This window comes from Tropicimonas marinistellae (assembly GCF_001509585.1).
GTDB lineage: Bacteria > Pseudomonadota > Alphaproteobacteria > Rhodobacterales > Rhodobacteraceae > Tropicimonas > Tropicimonas marinistellae.
In genome coordinates this window covers 255,545-273,881 of record NZ_LNCI01000003.1, presented here as the reverse complement: position 1 = coordinate 273,881, position 18,337 = coordinate 255,545, and the positions used below count along the sequence as shown (strand labels likewise).

The following is an 18,337-nucleotide window of genomic DNA, read 5'->3' as shown; positions in this document are numbered from 1 at the left end:
GCGCCGCAGCAATAAAAAAAGGGGCCTTGCGGCCCCTTTGGTCTGTCCGGTGGGTGCGCCCGCTCAGGCGGCGCGGCTGACCAGCACGGCGTCAACCTTCTTCTGGGCGTCGCTTTCGCCCTCGCCGGAGACGGCGGCGACCTCGCGGGTCAGGCGCTCCAGCGCGGCCTCGTAGAGCTGGCGCTCCGAGTAGGATTGCTCGCGCTGGTCGTCGGTGCGGTGCAGGTCACGCACCACTTCGGCGATGGCGATCAGGTCGCCGGAGTTGATCTTCTGTTCGTATTCCTGCGCGCGGCGGGACCACATGGCGCGCTTGACCTTGGCCTTGCCCTTCAGGGTTCCCATCGCCTTGGAGACGACATCGGGCGAGCTGAGGCTGCGCATGCCGACCTCGGTGGCCTTGTTGGTGGGCACCCGCAGAGTCATCTTGTCCTTCTCGAAGGAGATGACGAATAGTTCCAGGGAGAGTCCCGCGATTTCCTGCTCTTCAATGGATATGATCTGCCCGACGCCATGGGCCGGGTACACGACGTAATCGTTCGGGCGGAACTCGGTTTTTTTGGTTTTGGTCATATGATCCCCTCGAGTGCGACGCCGAAAGCCAAAGAAAGCCGCCCCGGAAACGTGTTTTCCGGCGTGGCCATCCCGGCAGGGCGCAATAAATCCACCATACAGGCGAGCAGCCCCATATGGCGGTTCTCAGTCATCTTCGCTCATCGTCAGAGGAATATAGCAAATCTTTTGCCGTTTTCATAGTGCCGCGCTGCGGCACGCCATGAAACGGCCCGAAAACCGGTAAAAAAACGGCGGATTCTTGCGAGTGCCCGGCCGGGAAGGCGGGCGCACGGGTACGTTCCGTCCGGCGCGCCCGGACGAATCGCGGATCAGCCGCCCTCGCCTGGCGCCTCGGAGAAGAGATCCATCTTGCCGGGCTTACCGTCCATCTCCTCGGCACTGGGCATCGGATCTTTCTTGGTCACGATCACCGGCCAGAGTTCGGAGTACTTCCGGTTGAATTCGACCCATTTTTCCATGTCGGGCTCGGTGTCGGGGCGGATCGCGTCGGCCGGGCATTCCGGCTCGCAGACGCCGCAGTCGATGCATTCGTCTGGGTGGATCACGAGGAAGTTCTCGCCCTCGTAGAAACAGTCCACAGGGCAGACTTCGACACAGTCGGTGTACTTGCAGGCGATGCAGTTTTCCGTGACGACATAGGTCATGGGCATGCTCCGGATTGATTTGGACTGACGTAACCGAGCGCTGCGGGCTATTCAAGCGGATCGGGGCCCGAATTGATGAATCTCCGACGTTCTTTTTTCGTCGGGCGCGGACCGCCACGGGACAGCGGGCGCTGAGCGGGCTGGGTCTCGGGCGGGGAGAGGTCTTCGTAGAGCGCCCGCGCCTCCGGCGCGGGGCCGCGCCGCGCACCGAGCGCGACCACCCGCACCACCCGGATGGCATGGCCCTGCGGAAAGGTCAGCACGTCGCCGGGACTGACCGTGCGGGCCGGCTTGGAAATCCGGGTGGCGTTGATGCGCAGCTTGCCGTCGGCGACCTGCCGGGCCGCCAGGCTGCGGGTCTTGAAGAACCGCGCATGCCAGAGCCATTTGTCGACCCGCAGCGACGCCGGTTCGTTCCCCGAACGCGGGCCTTCGGCGGGCGGGCTCATGGCGCGTGCCAGCCCGTCATTTCTTCTCCGTCAGCCCCATGAGCGCCGCGGCGAAAGGGTTGTCCGGGTCGATCGGCTTTTCCTTCTTCGGCGGGCGCGCCTGATAGGTCTTGGCGCCATGGGACTTGCCGCCCTTGCCGCCCTTCCCCTCGTGGCGCGGCGGGCGCTTGCCGCCCTTGCCCGGCTTGCCACGGCCCTTGCCGCCGGTCCGCTCGCCGCCACCGTTGGACTTGCCGTGCTCCCGGCGCGGGCGACCGCCGCCCTGCCGGCGCGGCGCCCAGGTAAAGGTGTAGAAGACTTCGATTTCGGGCTCGGGCTCGGCGGAGTCCGGGTCGGCCGCCGTCTCGGCGCTTTCCGCGGTGTCGTCGCGCGACCCGCCAGCCGTCTCGCCAGCGGCCTCGGCGTCCGCCGCATCGGCGCTTGCGCCATCGGCTTCGGCCGTGGCTTCGGCCGCGGCCTCGACGGCAGCCTCCGGAGCCTCGGGCGCGACATCCGCAGGTGCGTCCGGCGTCGTGTCGGCCGGGGCGGCCTCGGCGTCCGGGGACATTGCCTCGGAGGGCGCGGCGTCATCTTCGGCCGGAACCGGTGCGGCGGCCTCGGCGGCGGCCTCGGCGCTTTCGGTGGCAACCGCCTCGTCGGGGACAGGCGCCCCCTCCTCGGCGGTGTCATCGGCTTGCGCCGCTTCCGGCGGCGTATCGGTCCCGGCGGCCGGCGCGGCATCGGTGCGCGGTGCCTTCACCTTCTCGCGCTCCGCCTTCTCGGCGCGGTAGCCCAGCCCCTGCATCAGGTCGGCGAACTGGTCCAGCGTCATGCCGGTAATCGACAGCATGTCGGCCTTGGCTTCGAAACCGGCGCGGCTGTCCTCGCCGCGCAGCATGTCGGCCAGCCGCTCCAGCATGTCGATGCGGATCGCCCGCGTGCCGGCGATCCGGTAGCCCGACATGGCGGCATGTTCCTGGGGCGTGCCTTCCGGCACCGGTACGGTCACGAGGCCGGGCGGCGGCGCTTCGGGGAAGGTGTCGAGATCGTTCCAGAGCGACCAGAGCACGAGGCGCAGGCGCGTCGGCGCGGGTTTCAGCAACAGCGGCAGGAAGACCGTGTACTGCCCGAAGCGCACGCCATGCTTGCGAAGCTGGCCGCGGGCGTCCTGGTCGAGCGCCTTGACGTCGGCGGCCACGCCGTCGCGCGGCAGCACGCCGAAGGATTCGAGAAGCTGGAAGGCAAAGCCGCGCGGAAGGCCGGTGAGCCCCTCGTCGCGGCTCATCGCCAGCAATGGGTCGAAGAGGGTCGCCACCTTGCGGTCGATGAAATGCTGCAGGCGGCGCGTGACCTTCTCGGCCACCTCGCGTCCGGCGTCCTCTTCGACGAAGGCCACCACCGTGGGCTTGAGCGCTTCGCCGCCCTTGACCAGCTTGCCCACCGCGTGCTCGCCCCACATGAGGCCGCCCTGCTCGGTGAAGTCGATCTCGGTGTCGGGCGCGTTGTAGAAACGATCCGCGCGCAGGTGGAACTCCGGCTTGAGCGCGGTCATCGCCGCCTGCCGCAGCATCTTCGCCTCTTCGGGCGTCGCGGACTTGTCCTGGCTGAAGCGGAAGCCCTCCAGACGGCCCACGAACTGCTCCGCGACCGTCACTTCGCCCTTGTCGTTCACCTCGGCCACAAGGCCCTCCTTCTGCTTCAACCGGCGCAGCAGAACACTGGTGCGCCGGTCAACAAATCTCTGGGTCAGCGCCCCGTGCAGGGCATCCGACAGTCGGTCTTCTACCGCGCGGGTTTCGCCGCGCCAATGAATTTCGTCGTCAAGCCAGCCAGATCGCTGCGCGACGTAGGTCCAGGTGCGTATATACGCCAATCTTTTCGACAATGTGTCGATATCGCCATCATTTCGGTCGATCCGTTTGATCTGGCGGGCCATCCAGTCGTCCGGCACGCGACCCACGTCATGCAAAAAGCCGAAGATCAGGCCCAGGAGGTTTGCGTGTTCTGCATGGCTGATGCCACGAAAATCGGGAATCCGGCAGATGTCCCACAGCAGACGCACGTCCCGGGGGCCACGGATTCGCCCCCGGACCTCCGCCTCGGCGGCCAGCGACTTCAGCGCCATCAGGTCGTCGGACTCCCGGGCACGGGTCAGCAACTCGTCGTCGGTGCGGGCCTCCAGCGACCCGATCAGCCGTTCCACGGTGCCGAATTCCAGCTCGGAATTGCGCCATTGCAGCTTGCGCACCGGCGCGAAGCGGTGGGACTGGATCGCCTCCGCCACCTCCTCGTCGAGCGGATGTGCCTCCCCCGTCACGCCGAAGGTGCCGTGGGTCTTGTAGCGCCCGGCACGGCCCGCGATCTGCGCGAGTTCCGGCACGGAGAGGTCGCGCATCCGCCGCCCGTCGAACTTGCGCAGGCCGGAGAAGGCGACGTGGGTGATATCGAGGTTGAGACCCATGCCAATGGCGTCGGTGGCCACGAGGTAATCCACCTCGCCGGACTGGTAGAGCTCCACCTGGGCGTTGCGGGTGCGCGGGGAAAGCGCCCCCATCACCACCGCCGCCCCGCCCTTCTGACGGCGCAGCAACTCGGCGATGGCATAGACGTTTTCCACCGAGAAACCGACGATGGCGGAGCGTGGCGGCATGCGGGAGATTTTCTTGGACCCCGCGTAGGTCAGTTCCGAGAACCGTTCCCGGCGGAAGAACTGCACCTTCGGCACGAGTGCGGCGATGGCGCCGCGCATGGTGTCGGACCCCAGGAACATGGTTTCGTGCAGCCCGCGGGCGCGCAGCAACCGGTCGGTGAACACGTGGCCACGCTCGAGATCGGCGCAGAGCTGGATCTCGTCCACCGCTAGGAAGTCGGCGCCGATGTCCGTCGGCATCGCCTCCACGGTACAGACCCAATATGCGGCCCGCTCCGGCACGATGCGCTCCTCGCCGGTGACGAGCGCCACGACGGAGGGCCCGCGCAGGGCGACGATCCGGTCGTAGACCTCGCGCGCCAGGAGCCGCAGCGGCAGGCCGATGACGCCCGTGCGGTGCGCCAGCATACGTTCGATCGCGTAGTGAGTCTTGCCGGTGTTCGTCGGACCCAGCACCGCGGTCACGGTGGTTTCTCGCAACATTTCGGGTCCCTCTGGCGGGGCGATCGCTCAGAGGCGCGCGCCCTCGACCTCTTTCTCCAGCCGTTCGATGGCTTCTTTTACGGGGGGCCGGTGGGGATGTATAGACTCGACCGCGCGGTAAGCCTCCAGCGCTTCGGCGTCGTAGCCAAGCTCCTCCAGAATGATCGCCAGGCCCGAGAGCGCCCCGAAATGCTGCGGGTTCAACGCCAGCGTACGTTCGATATCGGCCAGCGACAGGCCCAGCTCGTCCGCATGGAAAAAGGCCGTGGCCCGCGCGTTCCAGCCTTCGGCGAAGTCCGGCGCGTGATCGGTGAGCGCGGTGAAATGCTCGATGGCGGCGTCTATGTCGCCAGCCTCAAGCGCCTCCTCGCCCCGTTCCAGCAACAGGTCCATCGCCGGCGAGCCGGATTTCGACCATTCCCGGATGATGCTGGATTCGATCTGCTCCCAGCCCGGCTGATCGGGCTTCGCGAGTTCGCCCAGAAGTCGGGCGATTTCCTCGCTGTCCTGCGCCATGACGGCGGCCGGAGCGGAGACGAGAACAACTGCGGCAAAAAATGCCGTAACGAAGCGGTTGAGAGATGGCAGCAGGCGACCCATAACGAAGGTCAGTCTAGCGCGGTCGCTGAAATTTCCAATCGCTTCCGCGATCACAACCACCGGAGGGAATGCGCGTGAGTGATCTGATCGACAAGGCCGTGGCCGCCCTGAGCGAGCGTCTGAGCGGCCCCGTCAACGGTTCGGCCAAGTTCGTGATCGAGGGCGAAGGCGCCCTGATGATCGACGGCGAGGGCGTGCGGGCCGGCGAGGAAGATGCGGACGTGACGCTTTCGGCGGATGCCGAGACCTTCCAGGCGATCCTGGCGGGGGAGACCAACCCCACGGCGGCCTACATGACGGGGAAACTCACGGTCGAGGGCGACATGGGGCTGGCGATGCAGCTCGGCGCGGCGCTCGCCTGACGGCGCCGGGCATGGAGGCCGCGCCCTTCCATCACGATATCGCCGCGGCGCCAGACGGGGCCGCGGCATTTTGGTTTCGTACCGTGGACGGCGTCAGGCTGCGGCTGGGGCGGCTCGCGCCAGCGCCGCAGAACGCGCTTGGGACCGTGCTGCTCTTTCCCGGGCGAACCGAGTTTCTCGAGAAATACGGGCCGGCCGCCACGGAACTGCAGGCGCGCGGCTTCGCCTGCGCGAGTATCGACTGGCGCGGTCAGGGCCTGTCGGACCGGTTGCTCGACGACCCGGCGACCGGGCATGTGGCGGCCTTCGCCGACTACCAGATCGACGTCGCGGCGCTGCTGGACTTTGCGCAAGTGGAAGGGTTGCCGGCGCCCTACTTCCTGCTGGCCCATTCCATGGGCGGCGCCATCGGGCTCCGGGCGCTGCACGACGCCTTGCCGGTGGCCGCCGCAGCCTTCTCCGCACCGATGTGGGATGTCGCCCTGCCCGCAAATTCGCGACCGCTGGTTCACATGATCGCCCTGACGGCGCGGACCTTTGGCCAGGGCAACCGCTACATGCCATCCACCGATTCGACGAGCTACGTGCGCGAGGCGCCGTTCGCCAACAACACGCTGACGACCGATCCGGAGATGTTCGCGTGGATGCAGCGCCAGCTCGCCGCCGCGCCCGGCTTCGCCCTTGGCGGGCCGTCCATCGACTGGCTTGACGACGCGCTGCGCGAGGGACGCGTGCTTACCCGCATGAAACCGCCGGACCTGCCCTGCCTGACCTGGATGGGCAGCAACGAGCGCATCGTCGGAAAGGAGGCGATCCGCCGCCTGATGGGGCGCTGGCCCGGAGGTGTGCTGACGGAGGTGCCGGGCGCGGAACACGAGCTCATGATGGAGGTTCCCGCCACGCGCATCGCGTTCTTTGACGCCTGCGCATCGCACTTCGCGGCGGCGCTGCCATCCGCCACCGGAGAACCGCGCTAGAGACCCTTCTCCGCGTGGAATACCCCCGATCCGGCGGCGCTCCACACCGGCTGTGCGGCACGGCCTCTGGCCTTCGCGCGCCCTATCGCCTATGTGCGGCCCGAGGAAGGATCCCTGATGACCGAAACGACCGAATCCATGTACCGCGACGCCATCTCCTCGGTGGAGGAGATTATCGAAGACGCCCGCAACGGCCGGATGTACATCCTTGTCGACCACGAGGACCGGGAGAACGAGGGCGACCTGATCATCCCGGCCCAGATGGCCACGCCGGACGCCGTGAACTTCATGGCGACGCACGGACGCGGGCTCATCTGCCTGTGCCTGACGCCGGAGCGGATCGACGCGCTCGGCCTGCCGCTGATGGCGGAAAACAATTCGTCGCGTCACACCACCGCCTTCACGGTCTCGATCGAGGCGCGCGAGGGCGTGACCACGGGCATCTCGGCCGCCGACCGCGCCCGGACCGTCTCGGTCGCCATCGACGCCAAGTCGAGCGAGGCCGACATCGCCACCCCCGGCCATGTCTTCCCGCTGCGCGCGCGCGAGGGGGGCGTGCTGGTGCGCGCCGGCCACACGGAGGCGGCGGTGGATGTCTCGCGCCTGGCCGGGCTGAACCCCTCGGCGGTGATCTGCGAGATCATGAACGACGACGGGACCATGGCGCGCCTGCCCGAACTCATCGCTTTCTCGCAGCGGCATGGCATCAAGATCGGGTCGATCAGCGACTTGATCGCCTACCGCCGCCGCCACGACAACCTGGTGCGGGAGACCGACACGCGCGATGTCGCCTCGGTTTTCGGCGGCGGCTGGACGATGCGTGTCTTCACCGAAGAAACCGAGGGCACGGAGCATATCGCGCTGATCAAGGGCGACATCTCGACGCCAGAGCCGGTTCTGGTGCGCACCCATGCGCTCGATCCGCTGGCCGACCTGCTGGGCATCGGGGTCACGCGGCCCGACACGCTGGGCCGGGCCATGGACATCATTGCGCGCGAAGGGCGCGGCGTGGTCTGCCTCTTCCGCAACCCGGACCGCAAGCTGCAACTCGACGACGAGGAGACGGGTCCGCGCACGGTAAAGCAGACCGGCCTTGGCGCCCAGATCCTGTCGAACCTTGGGTTGAAGGAGCTGATCCTGCTCACCGATTCCCCTGCCACGCGCTACGTCGGGCTGGACGCCTACGGGCTGACCATCGCCGGCACCCGCCCCATCACGGAGTAACCCATGGCCGAGGCCGAAAGTCACCACACCCTGCCATTGCCGCGTTTCGAGACGCCGGTGAAACTGCTGATCGTCGTGGCGCCCTATTACAAGGACATCGCCGACGAGCTCATCGCGGGCGCCAAGGCGGAGATCGAAGCCGCCGGCGGCAGCTGGGAGATCGCGGAAGTGCCGGGCGCGCTGGAAGTGCCCACGGCGATCCGCATCGCCTACCGGCAGTCGAATTTCGACGGCTTCGTCGCCCTCGGCTGCGTCATTCGCGGCGAGACCACGCATTACGACACGGTCTGCAACGACAGCTCACGGGCCTTGACGCTGCTGGGGCTGGACGGTGCCTGCATCGGCAACGGCATCCTCACGGTGGAAAACCGCGCCCAGGCCACGGTGCGCGCCGAGGCGAAGGGACAGAACAAGGGCGGCGGCGCGGCGGCGGCGGCGCTGCACCTGATCGCCCTCACCCGGCGGTTCGGAAACGAGAAGAAGAACATCGGTTTCAAGCCGCTGCGGGACGAAATTCAACTGGCCGGCGACGCAACCGGCCCGGCCACCGCGTGAGCGCGCCGATGTCGGACAAACGCCAGATGAAGTCCGCCGCCCGGCTCTATGCCGTCCAGGCATTGTTCCAGATGGAGAGCTCCGGCCAGACGACCGAGGCGGTGGAGAAGGAATTCGAGGACCATCGCTTCGGCGCGGCCTATGAAGGCGAGGAAATGGCCGAGGGCGACCCGGCGACCTTTCGCGCCCTGGTGGACCGGGCGGTGAACGAACAGGCCCGGATTGACCAGATGACCGACCGGGCGCTGGTCGCAAAATGGCCCATCGACCGGATCGACCCGACCCTGCGGGCGCTGTTTCGCGCGGCCGGCGCAGAGCTGGTGGCGGCGCAAACCCCGCCCAAGGTGGTGATCACCGAGTTCGTCGATATCGCCAAGGCGTTCTTCCCGGAGGGCCGCGAGCCGAAATTCGTCAACGCCGTGCTCGACCACATGGCCCGCGAGGCGCAACCGGAGAACTTCTGACCCCGCTCGGGCGGTCTCCCGCCCCTGTGCCGCGCCGCCCTTGCGGGCTCGGCAACAGGGTTGGGCCGGGCGCGCGCTGCGCGCGCGTGCGCGGTCCCGGTGGCCAAGTATCCCTGCCCCGCCGCACGCTCCCCCCCCCCGCGCCATTCCGGGCGCGCTCGGGCCAGAGGCCGCCGCGTGCGGACCGCACGCGGCCCGGCCCAACGGGAGGCGCGGCATCCGCGATGCCGCAACGACGGGCGGGAGCCGCGCCCCTTCGGCGCGCGGCCATGGGCGTTACGTGCCTTCGAATCCCACGTCGAACCCGCCGTAGATCATCCGCTTCATGTCGAAGGGCATGTTCTCGGCGAAAAAGTCCGCCCAGCGCGGATCCGTCTCCATGGTCGCCATGCAGGCATCATGGGTTTCCTTGTCCGGGAAGCTCACCCAGGAGAAGACGACCGTCTCCCCGGGTTCGGCCTTCACGGCCATGGGGAAGGACGTCACCTCGCCGTCCGGCACCGCATCGCCCCAGCACTCTCGCATGTCCAGCGCCCCGTGGTCCTTGAAGAGTGGCCAGGAGCGGCTCGCGATTTCGAGGTATTCCGCCTTTTTCGCCGTCGGCACAGGCTGCACGAATCCCGCAACATAGGTCATGAGTATCTCCTTCAATCGCCGTTGAAAGCCGCCTCCAGGGCGGCAATGTCGATCTTGCGCATGCGGAACATCGCGTCCCGGGCACGGGAGGCGGCGGCACGGTCTCCCCGGCCTCCAGCAGTTTCGGCAGCACCTCCGGCACGATCTGCCAGGAAACGCCGAAGCGGTCGGTCACCCAGCCGCACATGCTCTCCTGCCCGCCATCGGCGGCGAGCGCCTCCCAGAGCCGGTCGGTCTCCGCCTGGTCCGATGTCGTCACCGAAATCGACACGGCCGGGCTGTGCTCGAAGCCGGGCATCTCCTCGCTCGGCGCCATGTTGATCATCATGTAGGGCACGCCCGCGAGCGTGAAGCGAACGACCAGAGGCGGGTTGTCCCCCCAGGACTGCTCGAGATGCTCGATCCGGCTGTCGGGCAGGAGCGACACGTAGAATTCAGCCGCTTCGATCCCGTCGCCCTTGTACCACAGGCAGGTGCGCAGGTCGCGGATCATGCTTTCCCCTCCCCATGGCCGCGCCGCCGTTGCAGCATGCCGTGTGCAGCGCCACTGTTAATATGGCCCGGTGCAATCGGGTGCGCGTCTTCGGTCCGTGTGGTGTCCGCCGGCGGGTCGTTGCGCGTCTCCGGACCGTGCGTCTGCATCGTCCGGCCGACCACGTCCGTATGGAAAGCGCTCGCACGCGCGGAGCGCTCACAGGGCGTCTCGAAATGTACCAATGAGCAGCGATGCGCCATATCCGAGGCCTCTCCGTTTCAAATCCATGCAACGAACCCACGGTACCGAACCAATGGCCCCAGCGTGCTTGACCACTATGTTGATGTCAACGTAAATTCCGGTCATGCGTGACGACCTGCCCCTGAGCACCACCCACGAGGTGCGCGACACGTGCCTGTGCCTGCACCTTCAGAGAGCGGCGCGCGCCATCGGGCGCCAGTTCGACGAGGCATTGCGGCCGCTGGGCCTGACCAACGGGCAGTTCTCCCTGCTGATGTCGCTCAACCGCCCCGAACCGCCGCGGCTCGGCACGGTGGCCCATGTGCTCGCGATGGACCGCACCACGCTGACCGCCAACCTCAAGCCGCTGGAGCGGCGCGGGCTGCTGTCGGTGGCGCCGGACCCCGAAGACGGGCGCGGCCGGCGCCTGCGCCTGACCGACGCGGGTCGCGACCTTCTGGTGCAGGCGTTGCCGGTCTGGCGCGCCGCCCATGCGGCGGTGGACCGGCAACTCGCCCCCGTGCCGCCCGGCGAGATGCGGGAGGGTCTGTGGCGGATCACCTACGGCCCGCCGGAGGCATCGCGCACCGGCTGACCCGGCGCGACGGCGGCAAGCTTCACCGGCCCGCCTTACCTCAGGCGTCGTTCAGGAACGCCGGCCGGCAGACCATCGCCTGCGCGAAATTCTCCGACAGCTCCGACAGGAGCGACATGTCGATGCCGCGCTGCGGGCCACCGGCGGAGAGCACGCGCCGCTGGATGGCACAGGCTTTCTCCACCGTCTCCACCAGCGCGAAGACCCGCTCGGGGCTCTCCTCGGAGGCGAAGATTCCGTGGTGCGTCCAGGAGATGATGCGGCTCTTCTCCAGCTCCTTGGCGGAGGCTTCGGCAATCTTCACCGTACCGGGCAGGAGTGGCGGCACGACCCGGACCCCATCGGGGAAGATCACGATGCATTCGGGCATCTTCTGCCACAGCGCCAGCGTCAGCTCGCGCGAGTCGAGGGGCATCAGGAAGCTGAGCGCGATGAACTCGGGCACGTGGCAATGCAGGATCACCCGTTCCCGGCCGCCCGAGACGCGCTTGCGCACCGCGTGGCCGACAAGGTGCGTGGCGAACTCGGAGGTCGGGCTACCGCCCATGGCATAGCCCCAGACCCGGCGATAGGCGGTGCCGTCGTTGACGATCTGCACGATACCGAACACCTCGTCGGGATGGTCCAGCGCGTGGCGGAAGAATTGCCCGGACCCCGTGACGAGGAAGTATTCGCCGTCCAGCGTCGGTTGCGCCCGCTGCAGGGGCACGGCGGGGTTTTCCTTCGCCCTCGGGAAACGTCGGCGCAGGATCGCGGTGATCTCGTCGGTGGGAAGGCGCCAGCTCACATTACCGCCGTTGGCCTCGTTCCAGCCCATGTCCCAGCAGAGCCGCACGAAGGGAGCCATCTCCTCGACGAAGGAGATGGCGTGGGAAAATTCCGGCATGTCCTGCCTCCTTAATTCCGGTCCGCGACCGATGCCTGATAGGCGTTGAGATCGGCAAGCAGGGACTTGCCGGTCGGGACGTCCTGCCGCGCGCAGAACTCGTCCCAGACCGCCCCGTAGGGCAAGTCCTTCAACTCCTCGGTGAGGATGAGGCGGTCGGAGAAATTCAGCGCCGCCTCGATGTCCTGAAGCTGTGCCACGGGTTGCAGCAACGCCCGCAGCAGGGCCTTCTGCATGTTGCGGGTGCCGATGACCCAGGCCGCGGTGCGGCTGATCGTGGCATCGAAGAAATCGAGCCCGATATGGGTGCGGCCCAGCAGATCGCCGAAGACCAGTTCGTTGGCCATTGCCTGGATGTCGTCGTTGAGCAGGATCACGTGGTCGCTGTCCCACCGCATGGGCCGGCTGACGTGCAGCAGGATCTCGTCCACCGAGAGGCTGACGGAGCTGAGCTTGTCGGCGATATTCTCGGTCGGGTGGAAGTGGCCCATGTCGAGGCACAGGAGTGTGCCCTTGCGGATCGCGTAGCCGTAGTAGAACTCGTGGCTGCCGATCGTGCAGGCCTCCACCCCGATACCGAAGAGCTTGCTTTCTACGGCGTCCAGCAGATGTGCCTTGTCGTACGGGGTGTCCAGCATCAGATCGAGCGAGGCTTCCAGCCGTTCCCGGGCCGCCATCCGGCCTACGGGAATGTCCTTGTAGCCGTCCGGCACCCAGACATTGTCAACGCAGGGCGACCCGAGGGCGGCCCCCATGCGCGCGGCGATCTCGCGGCAGCACTTGCCGTGGGCGATCCAGAAGTCGCGGACGCCCGCATCGGGATGCGACAGGGTGAGATTGTCGTCCGCCAGGGGGTGCGCGAAGAACGTCGGGTTGAAGTCGAGCCCGTGCCCTTTCTCCTTCGCCCAGTCGACCCAGGATTCGAAGTGACGGTATTCCAGCGCGTCGCGCGATGGCGTCTCGTCGGTGTCGAGGTAGCAGGCGTGCAGGTTCAGCCGGTGCCGGCCGGGGATATTGTCATAGGCGAAATCCAGATCGGCGCGAAGCTCGTCCGGCGTACGCGCACGGCCGGGAAAGTTGCCGGTGGCCTGGATGCCACCACCGGAACCCGCGGTCAGCCCTTCGAAGCCAACCACGTCGTCCCCCTGCCAGCAGTGGACGGAGATGGGGATCTCCCCGAGTCGCGAGATCGCGGCCTCGGTATCGACGCCCCAATCGGCGAATATCTCGCACGCTCGGGCAAATTCGGGACGGGTCATGGAATCGGTTCCTTCTGGTCGGGTGCGCGCGCGGTCCAGAGGGCCGCGTAGCGCTGCAAATCTATGCCGCGCGCGCCGGTCGGCGGCGGGTGCGTGGCCGCGCCCTGCCCTGCTCCGCGTGGCATGTCGCCAAGCGCCAGCAAGGCTGCCCCGATGCTGGTGCCGGTGGCGGAACCGCCGGGCAGCAGGACCGGCCGCCCGGTTATGGCGGCGAGCATGTCGAGGAAGAGCCCGTTGCGGGCAAACGGCCCTTCGGTCAGCGTCGGGCCGCGGGCGCCGATCATGTCGAGGCAGGTCGCGGCCATGCAGGCGAGGTAGAGGGAGACCGCGGCCGACCGCTGCCCCGGCGTCAGCTCGCCCTCGGGGTGGCTCCAGCGCGCGGTGCGACCCTGGAACGGCCCGGATTCCGGCACGATGCTGGGCAGCAAAAGGATCTCGCGCGCCAGAACGGCGGCGATGTCATCGGGCGCGGGGTCCACGTGGGTTCCGCCGGAGAGGATCTCGTATTCCCGCCCGCCCATGAAACGCGCGGAGGGCACGGGCTGGCCGCGCGCGTTGACGTTGATCAGCGTGTCGCGCGCCGGGTCGAGCGCCACCTCGGCCCCGCCCATCGCCATTGCGATGACCCATGTGCCAGTGGAAAGCACCGAAAACGGCGGCGTCTGATCCAGAACATGCGGGTAGAGCGAGGCGTTGGAATCATGGATGCCGCAGAATACCGGCGTGTCGGGCGCAAGCCCGGTGGCGGCGCAGATTTCCGGCAGAACCGGCCCGATACATTGGTTGGCGCGGCGCACGGGCGCCATCACATCCAGCAGCCCCAGTTGCGCCACGAGCGCACTGAACCGGCCATTGCGGGGCTCCCAGAGGTCCGTGTGGCAGCCCAGCGACGTTGTTTCGCAGACCCATTCTCCGGTCAGCCGGCCGACCCAGTACTGCGGGTAGGTGACGATCCGCGCGAGCCTTGCGCGCAGGCCCGGTTGCGTTTGCAGCAGCCAGTGGATCTGCGCGCCCAGGTTCAGCCCCATGGGCAGTCGCGGGGCGCCGGTGAGCGCGAAGTCGGGGCGGATCGCGTCATAGGCAGCAGCCTGCGCATCCGGCCCGACGAATTCGTAATCGAGCACCGGGGTTGCCAGGTTTCCCTCCGCATCCAGCAGTGCGGCAGACGCGCCGTGGGTGGTTACGGTGAGTGCATCCACCCGATGTTGCGCGTGCAGGTCTTTCAGGCTCGCGAGGATGAAGGCCCAGAGCCCGTCGGTATCGTAGTGCGGATAGGGCGGCACGCAGCGAACGTCGTTCGGAGTGCGCGTCTCAGCGATCTCGGCGCGGCGGCCCAGGTCGACCAACGCCACCTTGGCGTTGGTCTTGCCGATGTCGACCACGGCGATATGGCGGGGCTGGCTCATGGCATGTGGAACAGGGTTTCGAGATCGGTCACGACCGGCTTGTTGTCGGCCTGGGTTTCCATGATGTCGGCCATGTGAGCCCACCAGCGCTGCATCACCTCGGTTTCAGGCAGGCTGTCCATGCGGTGATCGTCGCGGCGCCAGAGCACTCCGAAGAGCAGGCCGGTCTCACGGTCGAGATGGATCGAGTAGTCGGTGATCCCGGCATCGTGGAGCAGATCCACGAGCTCTGGCCAGATCTCGTCGTGGCGGCGCTTGTATTCCGCCTCGCAGCCGGGATTCAGGCGCATTCGGAAGGCGTATTTCTCCATCACTTCCCCCTCATGATCTGAAGCTGGAACCAGATCCGCGGCAGGGCGATGACCCCGATCAGCAGCAGGCCGATGAAGATCGACATGACGATGCCGGGCACGTTCAGCAGCCCGAGGCCGAAGGTGACGAGCCCCATCACGAAGGCGGCGATGACGACGCCCGGAATGGAGCCGGAGCCGCCGAGGATGTTGACGCCGCCGAGCACCACCATCGTGACCACCTCCAGCTCCCAGCCGAAGGCGATGGAGGGGCGCGTGGAGCCCAGGCGCGAGGTCAGGCAGACCGATGCCACGGCGGCCATGACGCCGGTCAGCAGGAAGAGGATGAACTTCACGCGCCGCACCCGGATACCGGAGAAGAGTGCGCCGGTGGCATTGTTACCGATGGCCAGCACGGCGCGGCCGAAGTTGGTCTTGTGCAACACGACCCCGAAGATGACCGCGAACAGCACGAAGAGCACCATCTCCACCGTGATCACCCAGCCCACGTAACCCTGGCCGAAGACGGCGAAGCTCGGCGGGTAGCTGGTGTAGGCCTGATCGCCGAGCACGATATAGGAGATGCCGCGAAAGAGGCTCATCGTGCCGATCGTGACCACGATGGACGGCAGGCCGAGCCCGGCGACCAGTGCGCCGTTGAACGCGCCGCAGGCAAGACCGGTGACAAGCCCCACCGCGACGATGCCGGGCATGCCGAGGCCGGCCTCTGCCGCCGCCCCCATCGCCGTGGAGGAGAGCGCGATGATGGAGGCGACGGAGAGGTCGATCTCGCCGGAGGTGATCAGCAGCGCCATGGCGAAGGCGATCATCGCCTTTTCGGTGAAGTTGAAGGTCGCGTCGCTGAGGTTCCAGGCGTCGAGGAAGTAGGGCGACGCGAAGGAATTCATCACGAAGATCGCCACGGCGACCGCGAGCAGCAGGGATTCCCAGCTGCGGACGGTGCGATGCAACGGACCGTTCAGCCGGTCGGGTACGTGGTGGTGGGTGGCGGTGCTCATGCTGTCTGCTCCGCGGTTTTGAGGATGACACGGCCCTTGGTGCGGCTCGACTGGGCATTGAGGGCCACGGCGACGATGATCGCGGCGCCGGAGATGGCGAGCTGCCAGAAGGGCGAGATATTGACCACCGGCAGGGCATTGTTGATGACCCCGAGGAAGAGTGCGCCGAGCACCGCGCCCGCCACCGAGCCGACGCCGCCGGCGATGGAGATGCCGCCGATGACGCAGGCGGCGACCACGGTCAGCTCGAAGCCACCGGCAATATCTACATAGGCCACGGCGAAGCGCGAGACCCAGAGATAGCCGGTGAGCCCCGCGAGCGTGCCCGAAAGCGTGAAGGCGAAGAACTGCGTGCGGCCCACGTCGATGCCGGTATAGACCGCCGCCCGCGGGTTGCCGCCCACGGCGAAGAAGGCGCGGCCGAGCGCGGTGCGGTTCACCAGCACCACGAAGGCGGCAACCGCGAAGATCGCACACCAGGAGAGCATCGGCAGGCCAAGCACCACGGCGCGCGGAAACTGCTTGAACGCGTCGCTCATCTCATGCGCGTTGATCCACTCACCGCCGGAGATCAGGAAGATGATCCCGCGATAGATGGTCATCGTTCCCAGCGTCACGACGATGGGCGGGATTTCGAGTTTCCAGACCAACAGACCGTTGATGGCCCCCATCACGGCACCAAGCGTCAGCGCGATGAGCAGGATCGCCACGATGGGCACGCCGGGCGCGACAGTATTGAGCATTGCCACGACCATCCCGGTCAGCGCCAGGTTGGCGGCGACCGAAAGGTCGATGCAGCGGGTCAGGATCACGACCATCTGGCCGAGCGCCAGCAGGATCAGCGTCGAGGTGTCGTTGAAGACCGCGACGAGGTTGCCCGGCGAAACGAAGCTGGGGAACCGCGACGCGATGAGCGCGAGCAGCAAAGCGATGGCCGCAAGCAGCAGCGCCTCCCGCGATTTGACGAACTGGGCGATCATGACCGGCCCTCCGAGATGCCGGCGGCGTGCCGGACGAGTGTTTCTGGCGTCATCTGGTCGCCCGAGAGTTCGGCGGCCATGCGCCCTTCGCGCATGACGATCACCCGGTCGGACATGCCGAGGACTTCCGGGATCTCGGAAGAGACCATGATGACGGCGAGGCCCTGGGCGGCAAGCTCGGCGGTGAAGGCATGCACCGCCGCCTTGGAGCCGATGTCGATCCCCTTGGTGGGCTCGTCGAGGATGATGATCTTGGGTTCGGTGGCGAGCCACTTGGCGATCACCACCTTCTGCTGGTTGCCGCCCGAGAGGTTGCCCACGTCCTGATCCAGCGCGGCGGCGCGCAGGTCCAGCCGTTCGGTGTACTTGCGGGTGAGCTCGAATTCCTCCGCCAGCCGGATGAACCCGTTCCGCGAGGTGCGCGACAGCGACGGCAGGGTGACATTCTGGAAGATCGGCAAGCCGATGATCGCGCCCTGCTTGCCGCGATCTTCGGGCACGTAGACGATGCCGGCCTCCACCGCCGCGGCGGTGGAGTGGATCTCCACCGGGGCGCCGTCGACGTGGACGGTGCCGGCCGAGGGCCGGGTGATGCCGAAGAGTGCCTGCATGACCTCCGAGCGCCCTGCCCCGACGAGGCCGTAGAACCCGAGGATCTCTCCGCGGCGCAGATCGAAGGAGATGTCGTCGAACTCGGTCGGATGACAGTAGCCGTCGACTTTCAGGATCTCGTCGCCGGGATTGGCGCTGCGTTCCGGGAAGATCGCGTCGACCGAGCGGCCGACCATGAGCCGCACCAGATCGTCCTCGGTGATATCGGCCATCAGGCCGGCGCCGACGTGCTGGCCGTCACGGAACACCGTGTAGCGGTCCGCGATGCGGAAGATTTCGTCGAACTTGTGGGAGATGAAGAGGATCGCCTTGCCGTCGGCCTTCAGCTTCTCCACCAGTTCGTAGAGTTCCTCGATCTCTTTCTGGCTGAGCGACGCGGTGGGCTCGTCCATGATCACCACGCGGGCATCGATGCTGAGCGCGCGGGAGATCGCGACAAGGTGCTTGTTGGCGATGCCTAGGTCTTTCAGCAGGACCGACGGGTCGATCTCGGCGCCGACGCGGTCCAGGATCTCGGACGCCTGCCGGCGCATGGTGGCCCAGTCGATCAAACCGCGGCGCCCGCGCGGGGCATGGCCGAGGAAGATGTTTTCGGCCACCGTCAATTCGTCGAAGAGCACTGTTTCCTGATGGATCGCGGTGATGCCTGCATCGGAGGCCGCGCGCGCGGTGGGAAAGCGTGTCTCCTGCCCGTCAACGCTGATCGTGCCCTCGTCGGGCCGGTAGATGCCCGTCAGCACCTTGACGATGGTGGATTTGCCGGCACCATTTTCGCCCACCAGGGCGGTTACCTGACCGGGGTAGAGCTCCAGCGACACATCCGAGAGCGCACGTACGCCGGGGAAGGTCTTGGTGATGCCGGAGAGCGAAAGAATGGGCTCGCTCGCGGCTGCATCGGTCGCGCCGGAGACGTCGGGGCTCACAAACATCGGGGGGGTTCCAGATCTGTTGCGGTGTCGCGGGCCCGGCGCGCGAG

Annotated in this window: 21 protein-coding genes and 1 pseudogene; 6 read left to right on the top strand and 16 right to left on the bottom strand. The window is 67.2% G+C overall.

Features of this window, described 5'->3' with window-relative positions; genetic code table 11:
- Nucleotides 1–63 precede the first annotated feature (63 nt).
- From ARC39_RS07530 to ARC39_RS07510, 6 genes are all read right to left on the bottom strand, one after another.
- Complete coding sequence (locus ARC39_RS07530; RefSeq protein ID WP_068112420.1) at nt 64–573, bottom strand: CarD family transcriptional regulator; 510 nt, start codon at nt 571–573, stop codon at nt 64–66.
- Nucleotides 570–707 carry a hypothetical protein gene (locus tag ARC39_RS25820; protein ID WP_161470941.1) on the bottom strand — a complete coding sequence of 46 codons (138 nt, stop codon included), beginning with the start codon at nt 705–707 and terminating at the stop codon, nt 570–572. The genes ARC39_RS07530 and ARC39_RS25820 overlap by 4 nt, the downstream gene beginning before the upstream one ends.
- A gap of 177 nt (nt 708–884) precedes the next feature.
- Nucleotides 885–1,220 carry a ferredoxin FdxA gene (fdxA, locus tag ARC39_RS07525; RefSeq protein ID WP_068112416.1) on the bottom strand — a complete coding sequence of 112 codons (336 nt, stop codon included), beginning with the start codon at nt 1,218–1,220 and terminating at the stop codon, nt 885–887.
- Nucleotides 1,221–1,267: 47 nt separating this feature from the next.
- Nucleotides 1,268–1,669 carry an RNA-binding S4 domain-containing protein gene (locus ARC39_RS07520; protein WP_068112414.1) on the bottom strand — a complete coding sequence of 134 codons (402 nt, stop codon included), beginning with the start codon at nt 1,667–1,669 and terminating at the stop codon, nt 1,268–1,270.
- Between the two features lie 16 nt (nt 1,670–1,685).
- Nucleotides 1,686–4,781: a helicase-related protein gene (locus ARC39_RS07515; RefSeq protein ID WP_068112411.1), complete on the bottom strand. Its 3,096-nt coding sequence runs from the start codon at nt 4,779–4,781 to the stop codon at nt 1,686–1,688.
- A gap of 27 nt (nt 4,782–4,808) precedes the next feature.
- The gene (locus ARC39_RS07510) at nt 4,809–5,381 is read right to left on the bottom strand and encodes a tetratricopeptide repeat protein (RefSeq protein WP_149866344.1); all 573 of its coding nucleotides are present in this window, start codon (nt 5,379–5,381) and stop codon (nt 4,809–4,811) included.
- Between the two features lie 68 nt (nt 5,382–5,449).
- Between ARC39_RS07510 and ARC39_RS07505 the strand changes: the two genes are divergently transcribed.
- From ARC39_RS07505 to nusB, 5 genes are all read left to right on the top strand, one after another.
- Nucleotides 5,450–5,743, top strand: a complete 294-nt coding sequence (locus ARC39_RS07505) for an SCP2 sterol-binding domain-containing protein (protein WP_438273256.1) — start codon at nt 5,450–5,452, stop codon at nt 5,741–5,743.
- Nucleotides 5,744–5,754: 11 nt separating this feature from the next.
- Nucleotides 5,755–6,720, top strand: coding sequence for an alpha/beta fold hydrolase (locus ARC39_RS07500; RefSeq protein WP_068112406.1), 966 nt, complete (start codon nt 5,755–5,757; stop codon nt 6,718–6,720).
- A 117-nt stretch (nt 6,721–6,837) separates the two neighbouring features.
- Nucleotides 6,838–7,944, top strand: a complete 1,107-nt coding sequence (ribB, locus tag ARC39_RS07495) for a 3,4-dihydroxy-2-butanone-4-phosphate synthase (protein WP_068112404.1) — start codon at nt 6,838–6,840, stop codon at nt 7,942–7,944.
- 3 nt (nt 7,945–7,947) lie between these two features.
- Complete coding sequence (locus tag ARC39_RS07490) at nt 7,948–8,499, top strand: 6,7-dimethyl-8-ribityllumazine synthase (protein ID WP_068112401.1); 552 nt, start codon at nt 7,948–7,950, stop codon at nt 8,497–8,499.
- Between the two features lie 8 nt (nt 8,500–8,507).
- Complete coding sequence (gene nusB, locus ARC39_RS07485; protein WP_236545146.1) at nt 8,508–8,963, top strand: transcription antitermination factor NusB; 456 nt, start codon at nt 8,508–8,510, stop codon at nt 8,961–8,963.
- 276 nt (nt 8,964–9,239) lie between these two features.
- On the opposite strand, the gene ARC39_RS07480 is transcribed toward nusB, so the two are convergent.
- From ARC39_RS07480 to ARC39_RS26120, 3 genes and pseudogenes are all read right to left on the bottom strand, one after another.
- Nucleotides 9,240–9,599 (bottom strand): DUF1428 domain-containing protein, encoded by a 360-nt coding sequence (locus ARC39_RS07480; RefSeq protein ID WP_068112398.1) that lies wholly within the window; start codon nt 9,597–9,599, stop codon nt 9,240–9,242.
- A gap of 11 nt (nt 9,600–9,610) precedes the next feature.
- Entirely contained in the window at nt 9,611–9,784 is a 174-nt protein-coding gene (locus tag ARC39_RS26125) for a hypothetical protein (RefSeq protein ID WP_236545171.1), read from the bottom strand.
- A gap of 14 nt (nt 9,785–9,798) precedes the next feature.
- Nucleotides 9,799–10,092, bottom strand: a pseudogene (locus ARC39_RS26120) (VOC family protein); the annotation flags it as partial.
- Nucleotides 10,093–10,438: 346 nt separating this feature from the next.
- Between ARC39_RS26120 and ARC39_RS07470 the strand changes: the two are divergent.
- Nucleotides 10,439–10,909, top strand: a complete 471-nt coding sequence (locus tag ARC39_RS07470; RefSeq protein ID WP_068112392.1) for a MarR family winged helix-turn-helix transcriptional regulator — start codon at nt 10,439–10,441, stop codon at nt 10,907–10,909.
- Between the two features lie 40 nt (nt 10,910–10,949).
- On the opposite strand, the gene rhaD is transcribed toward ARC39_RS07470, so the two are convergent.
- The 7 genes from rhaD to ARC39_RS07435 are packed head-to-tail and all read right to left on the bottom strand — an operon-like array spanning nt 10,950 to nt 18,290.
- Nucleotides 10,950–11,795: a rhamnulose-1-phosphate aldolase gene (gene rhaD / locus ARC39_RS07465; protein ID WP_068112389.1), complete on the bottom strand. Its 846-nt coding sequence runs from the start codon at nt 11,793–11,795 to the stop codon at nt 10,950–10,952.
- An 11-nt stretch (nt 11,796–11,806) separates the two neighbouring features.
- Nucleotides 11,807–13,054: an L-rhamnose isomerase gene (locus tag ARC39_RS07460; protein ID WP_068112386.1), complete on the bottom strand. Its 1,248-nt coding sequence runs from the start codon at nt 13,052–13,054 to the stop codon at nt 11,807–11,809.
- Nucleotides 13,051–14,460 carry an FGGY-family carbohydrate kinase gene (locus tag ARC39_RS07455; protein WP_068112382.1) on the bottom strand — a complete coding sequence of 470 codons (1,410 nt, stop codon included), beginning with the start codon at nt 14,458–14,460 and terminating at the stop codon, nt 13,051–13,053. Before ARC39_RS07455 ends, ARC39_RS07460 begins: the two co-directional genes overlap by 4 nt.
- On the bottom strand, nt 14,457–14,771 hold the full coding sequence (gene rhaM / locus ARC39_RS07450; protein WP_068112379.1) for an L-rhamnose mutarotase: 315 nt from the start codon (nt 14,769–14,771) through the stop codon (nt 14,457–14,459). The genes ARC39_RS07455 and rhaM overlap by 4 nt, the downstream gene beginning before the upstream one ends.
- Nucleotides 14,771–15,769, bottom strand: coding sequence for an ABC transporter permease (locus ARC39_RS07445; protein WP_068112376.1), 999 nt, complete (start codon nt 15,767–15,769; stop codon nt 14,771–14,773). Before ARC39_RS07445 ends, rhaM begins: the two co-directional genes overlap by 1 nt.
- Nucleotides 15,766–16,749, bottom strand: coding sequence for an ABC transporter permease (locus ARC39_RS07440; protein WP_068112373.1), 984 nt, complete (start codon nt 16,747–16,749; stop codon nt 15,766–15,768). The genes ARC39_RS07445 and ARC39_RS07440 overlap by 4 nt, the downstream gene beginning before the upstream one ends.
- Nucleotides 16,746–18,290 (bottom strand): sugar ABC transporter ATP-binding protein, encoded by a 1,545-nt coding sequence (locus ARC39_RS07435; RefSeq protein ID WP_068112369.1) that lies wholly within the window; start codon nt 18,288–18,290, stop codon nt 16,746–16,748. Before ARC39_RS07435 ends, ARC39_RS07440 begins: the two co-directional genes overlap by 4 nt.
- Between the last annotated feature and the right edge of the window lie 47 nt (nt 18,291–18,337).

Excerpts from the sequence above, each read along its gene's own strand:
- ARC39_RS07530 (WP_068112420.1), bottom strand. The coding sequence starts at position 573 with ATGACCAAAACCAAAAAAACCGAGTTCCGCCCGAACGATTACGTCGTG.
- ARC39_RS25820 (WP_161470941.1), bottom strand. The coding sequence starts at position 707 with ATGACTGAGAACCGCCATATGGGGCTGCTCGCCTGTATGGTGGATTTA.
- fdxA (WP_068112416.1), bottom strand. The coding sequence starts at position 1,220 with ATGACCTATGTCGTCACGGAAAACTGCATCGCCTGCAAGTACACCGAC.
- ARC39_RS07520 (WP_068112414.1), bottom strand. The coding sequence starts at position 1,669 with ATGAGCCCGCCCGCCGAAGGCCCGCGTTCGGGGAACGAACCGGCGTCG.
- ARC39_RS07515 (WP_068112411.1), bottom strand. The coding sequence starts at position 4,781 with ATGTTGCGAGAAACCACCGTGACCGCGGTGCTGGGTCCGACGAACACC.
- ARC39_RS07510 (WP_149866344.1), bottom strand. The coding sequence starts at position 5,381 with ATGGGTCGCCTGCTGCCATCTCTCAACCGCTTCGTTACGGCATTTTTT.
- ARC39_RS07505 (WP_438273256.1), top strand. The coding sequence starts at position 5,450 with ATGCGCGTGAGTGATCTGATCGACAAGGCCGTGGCCGCCCTGAGCGAG.
- ARC39_RS07500 (WP_068112406.1), top strand. The coding sequence starts at position 5,755 with ATGGAGGCCGCGCCCTTCCATCACGATATCGCCGCGGCGCCAGACGGG.
- ribB (WP_068112404.1), top strand. The coding sequence starts at position 6,838 with ATGACCGAAACGACCGAATCCATGTACCGCGACGCCATCTCCTCGGTG.
- ARC39_RS07490 (WP_068112401.1), top strand. The coding sequence starts at position 7,948 with ATGGCCGAGGCCGAAAGTCACCACACCCTGCCATTGCCGCGTTTCGAG.
- nusB (WP_236545146.1), top strand. The coding sequence starts at position 8,508 with ATGTCGGACAAACGCCAGATGAAGTCCGCCGCCCGGCTCTATGCCGTC.
- ARC39_RS07480 (WP_068112398.1), bottom strand. The coding sequence starts at position 9,599 with ATGACCTATGTTGCGGGATTCGTGCAGCCTGTGCCGACGGCGAAAAAG.
- ARC39_RS07470 (WP_068112392.1), top strand. The coding sequence starts at position 10,439 with ATGCGTGACGACCTGCCCCTGAGCACCACCCACGAGGTGCGCGACACG.
- rhaD (WP_068112389.1), bottom strand. The coding sequence starts at position 11,795 with ATGCCGGAATTTTCCCACGCCATCTCCTTCGTCGAGGAGATGGCTCCC.
- ARC39_RS07460 (WP_068112386.1), bottom strand. The coding sequence starts at position 13,054 with ATGACCCGTCCCGAATTTGCCCGAGCGTGCGAGATATTCGCCGATTGG.
- ARC39_RS07455 (WP_068112382.1), bottom strand. The coding sequence starts at position 14,460 with ATGAGCCAGCCCCGCCATATCGCCGTGGTCGACATCGGCAAGACCAAC.
- rhaM (WP_068112379.1), bottom strand. The coding sequence starts at position 14,771 with ATGGAGAAATACGCCTTCCGAATGCGCCTGAATCCCGGCTGCGAGGCG.
- ARC39_RS07445 (WP_068112376.1), bottom strand. The coding sequence starts at position 15,769 with ATGAGCACCGCCACCCACCACCACGTACCCGACCGGCTGAACGGTCCG.
- ARC39_RS07440 (WP_068112373.1), bottom strand. The coding sequence starts at position 16,749 with ATGATCGCCCAGTTCGTCAAATCGCGGGAGGCGCTGCTGCTTGCGGCC.
- ARC39_RS07435 (WP_068112369.1), bottom strand. The coding sequence starts at position 18,290 with ATGTTTGTGAGCCCCGACGTCTCCGGCGCGACCGATGCAGCCGCGAGC.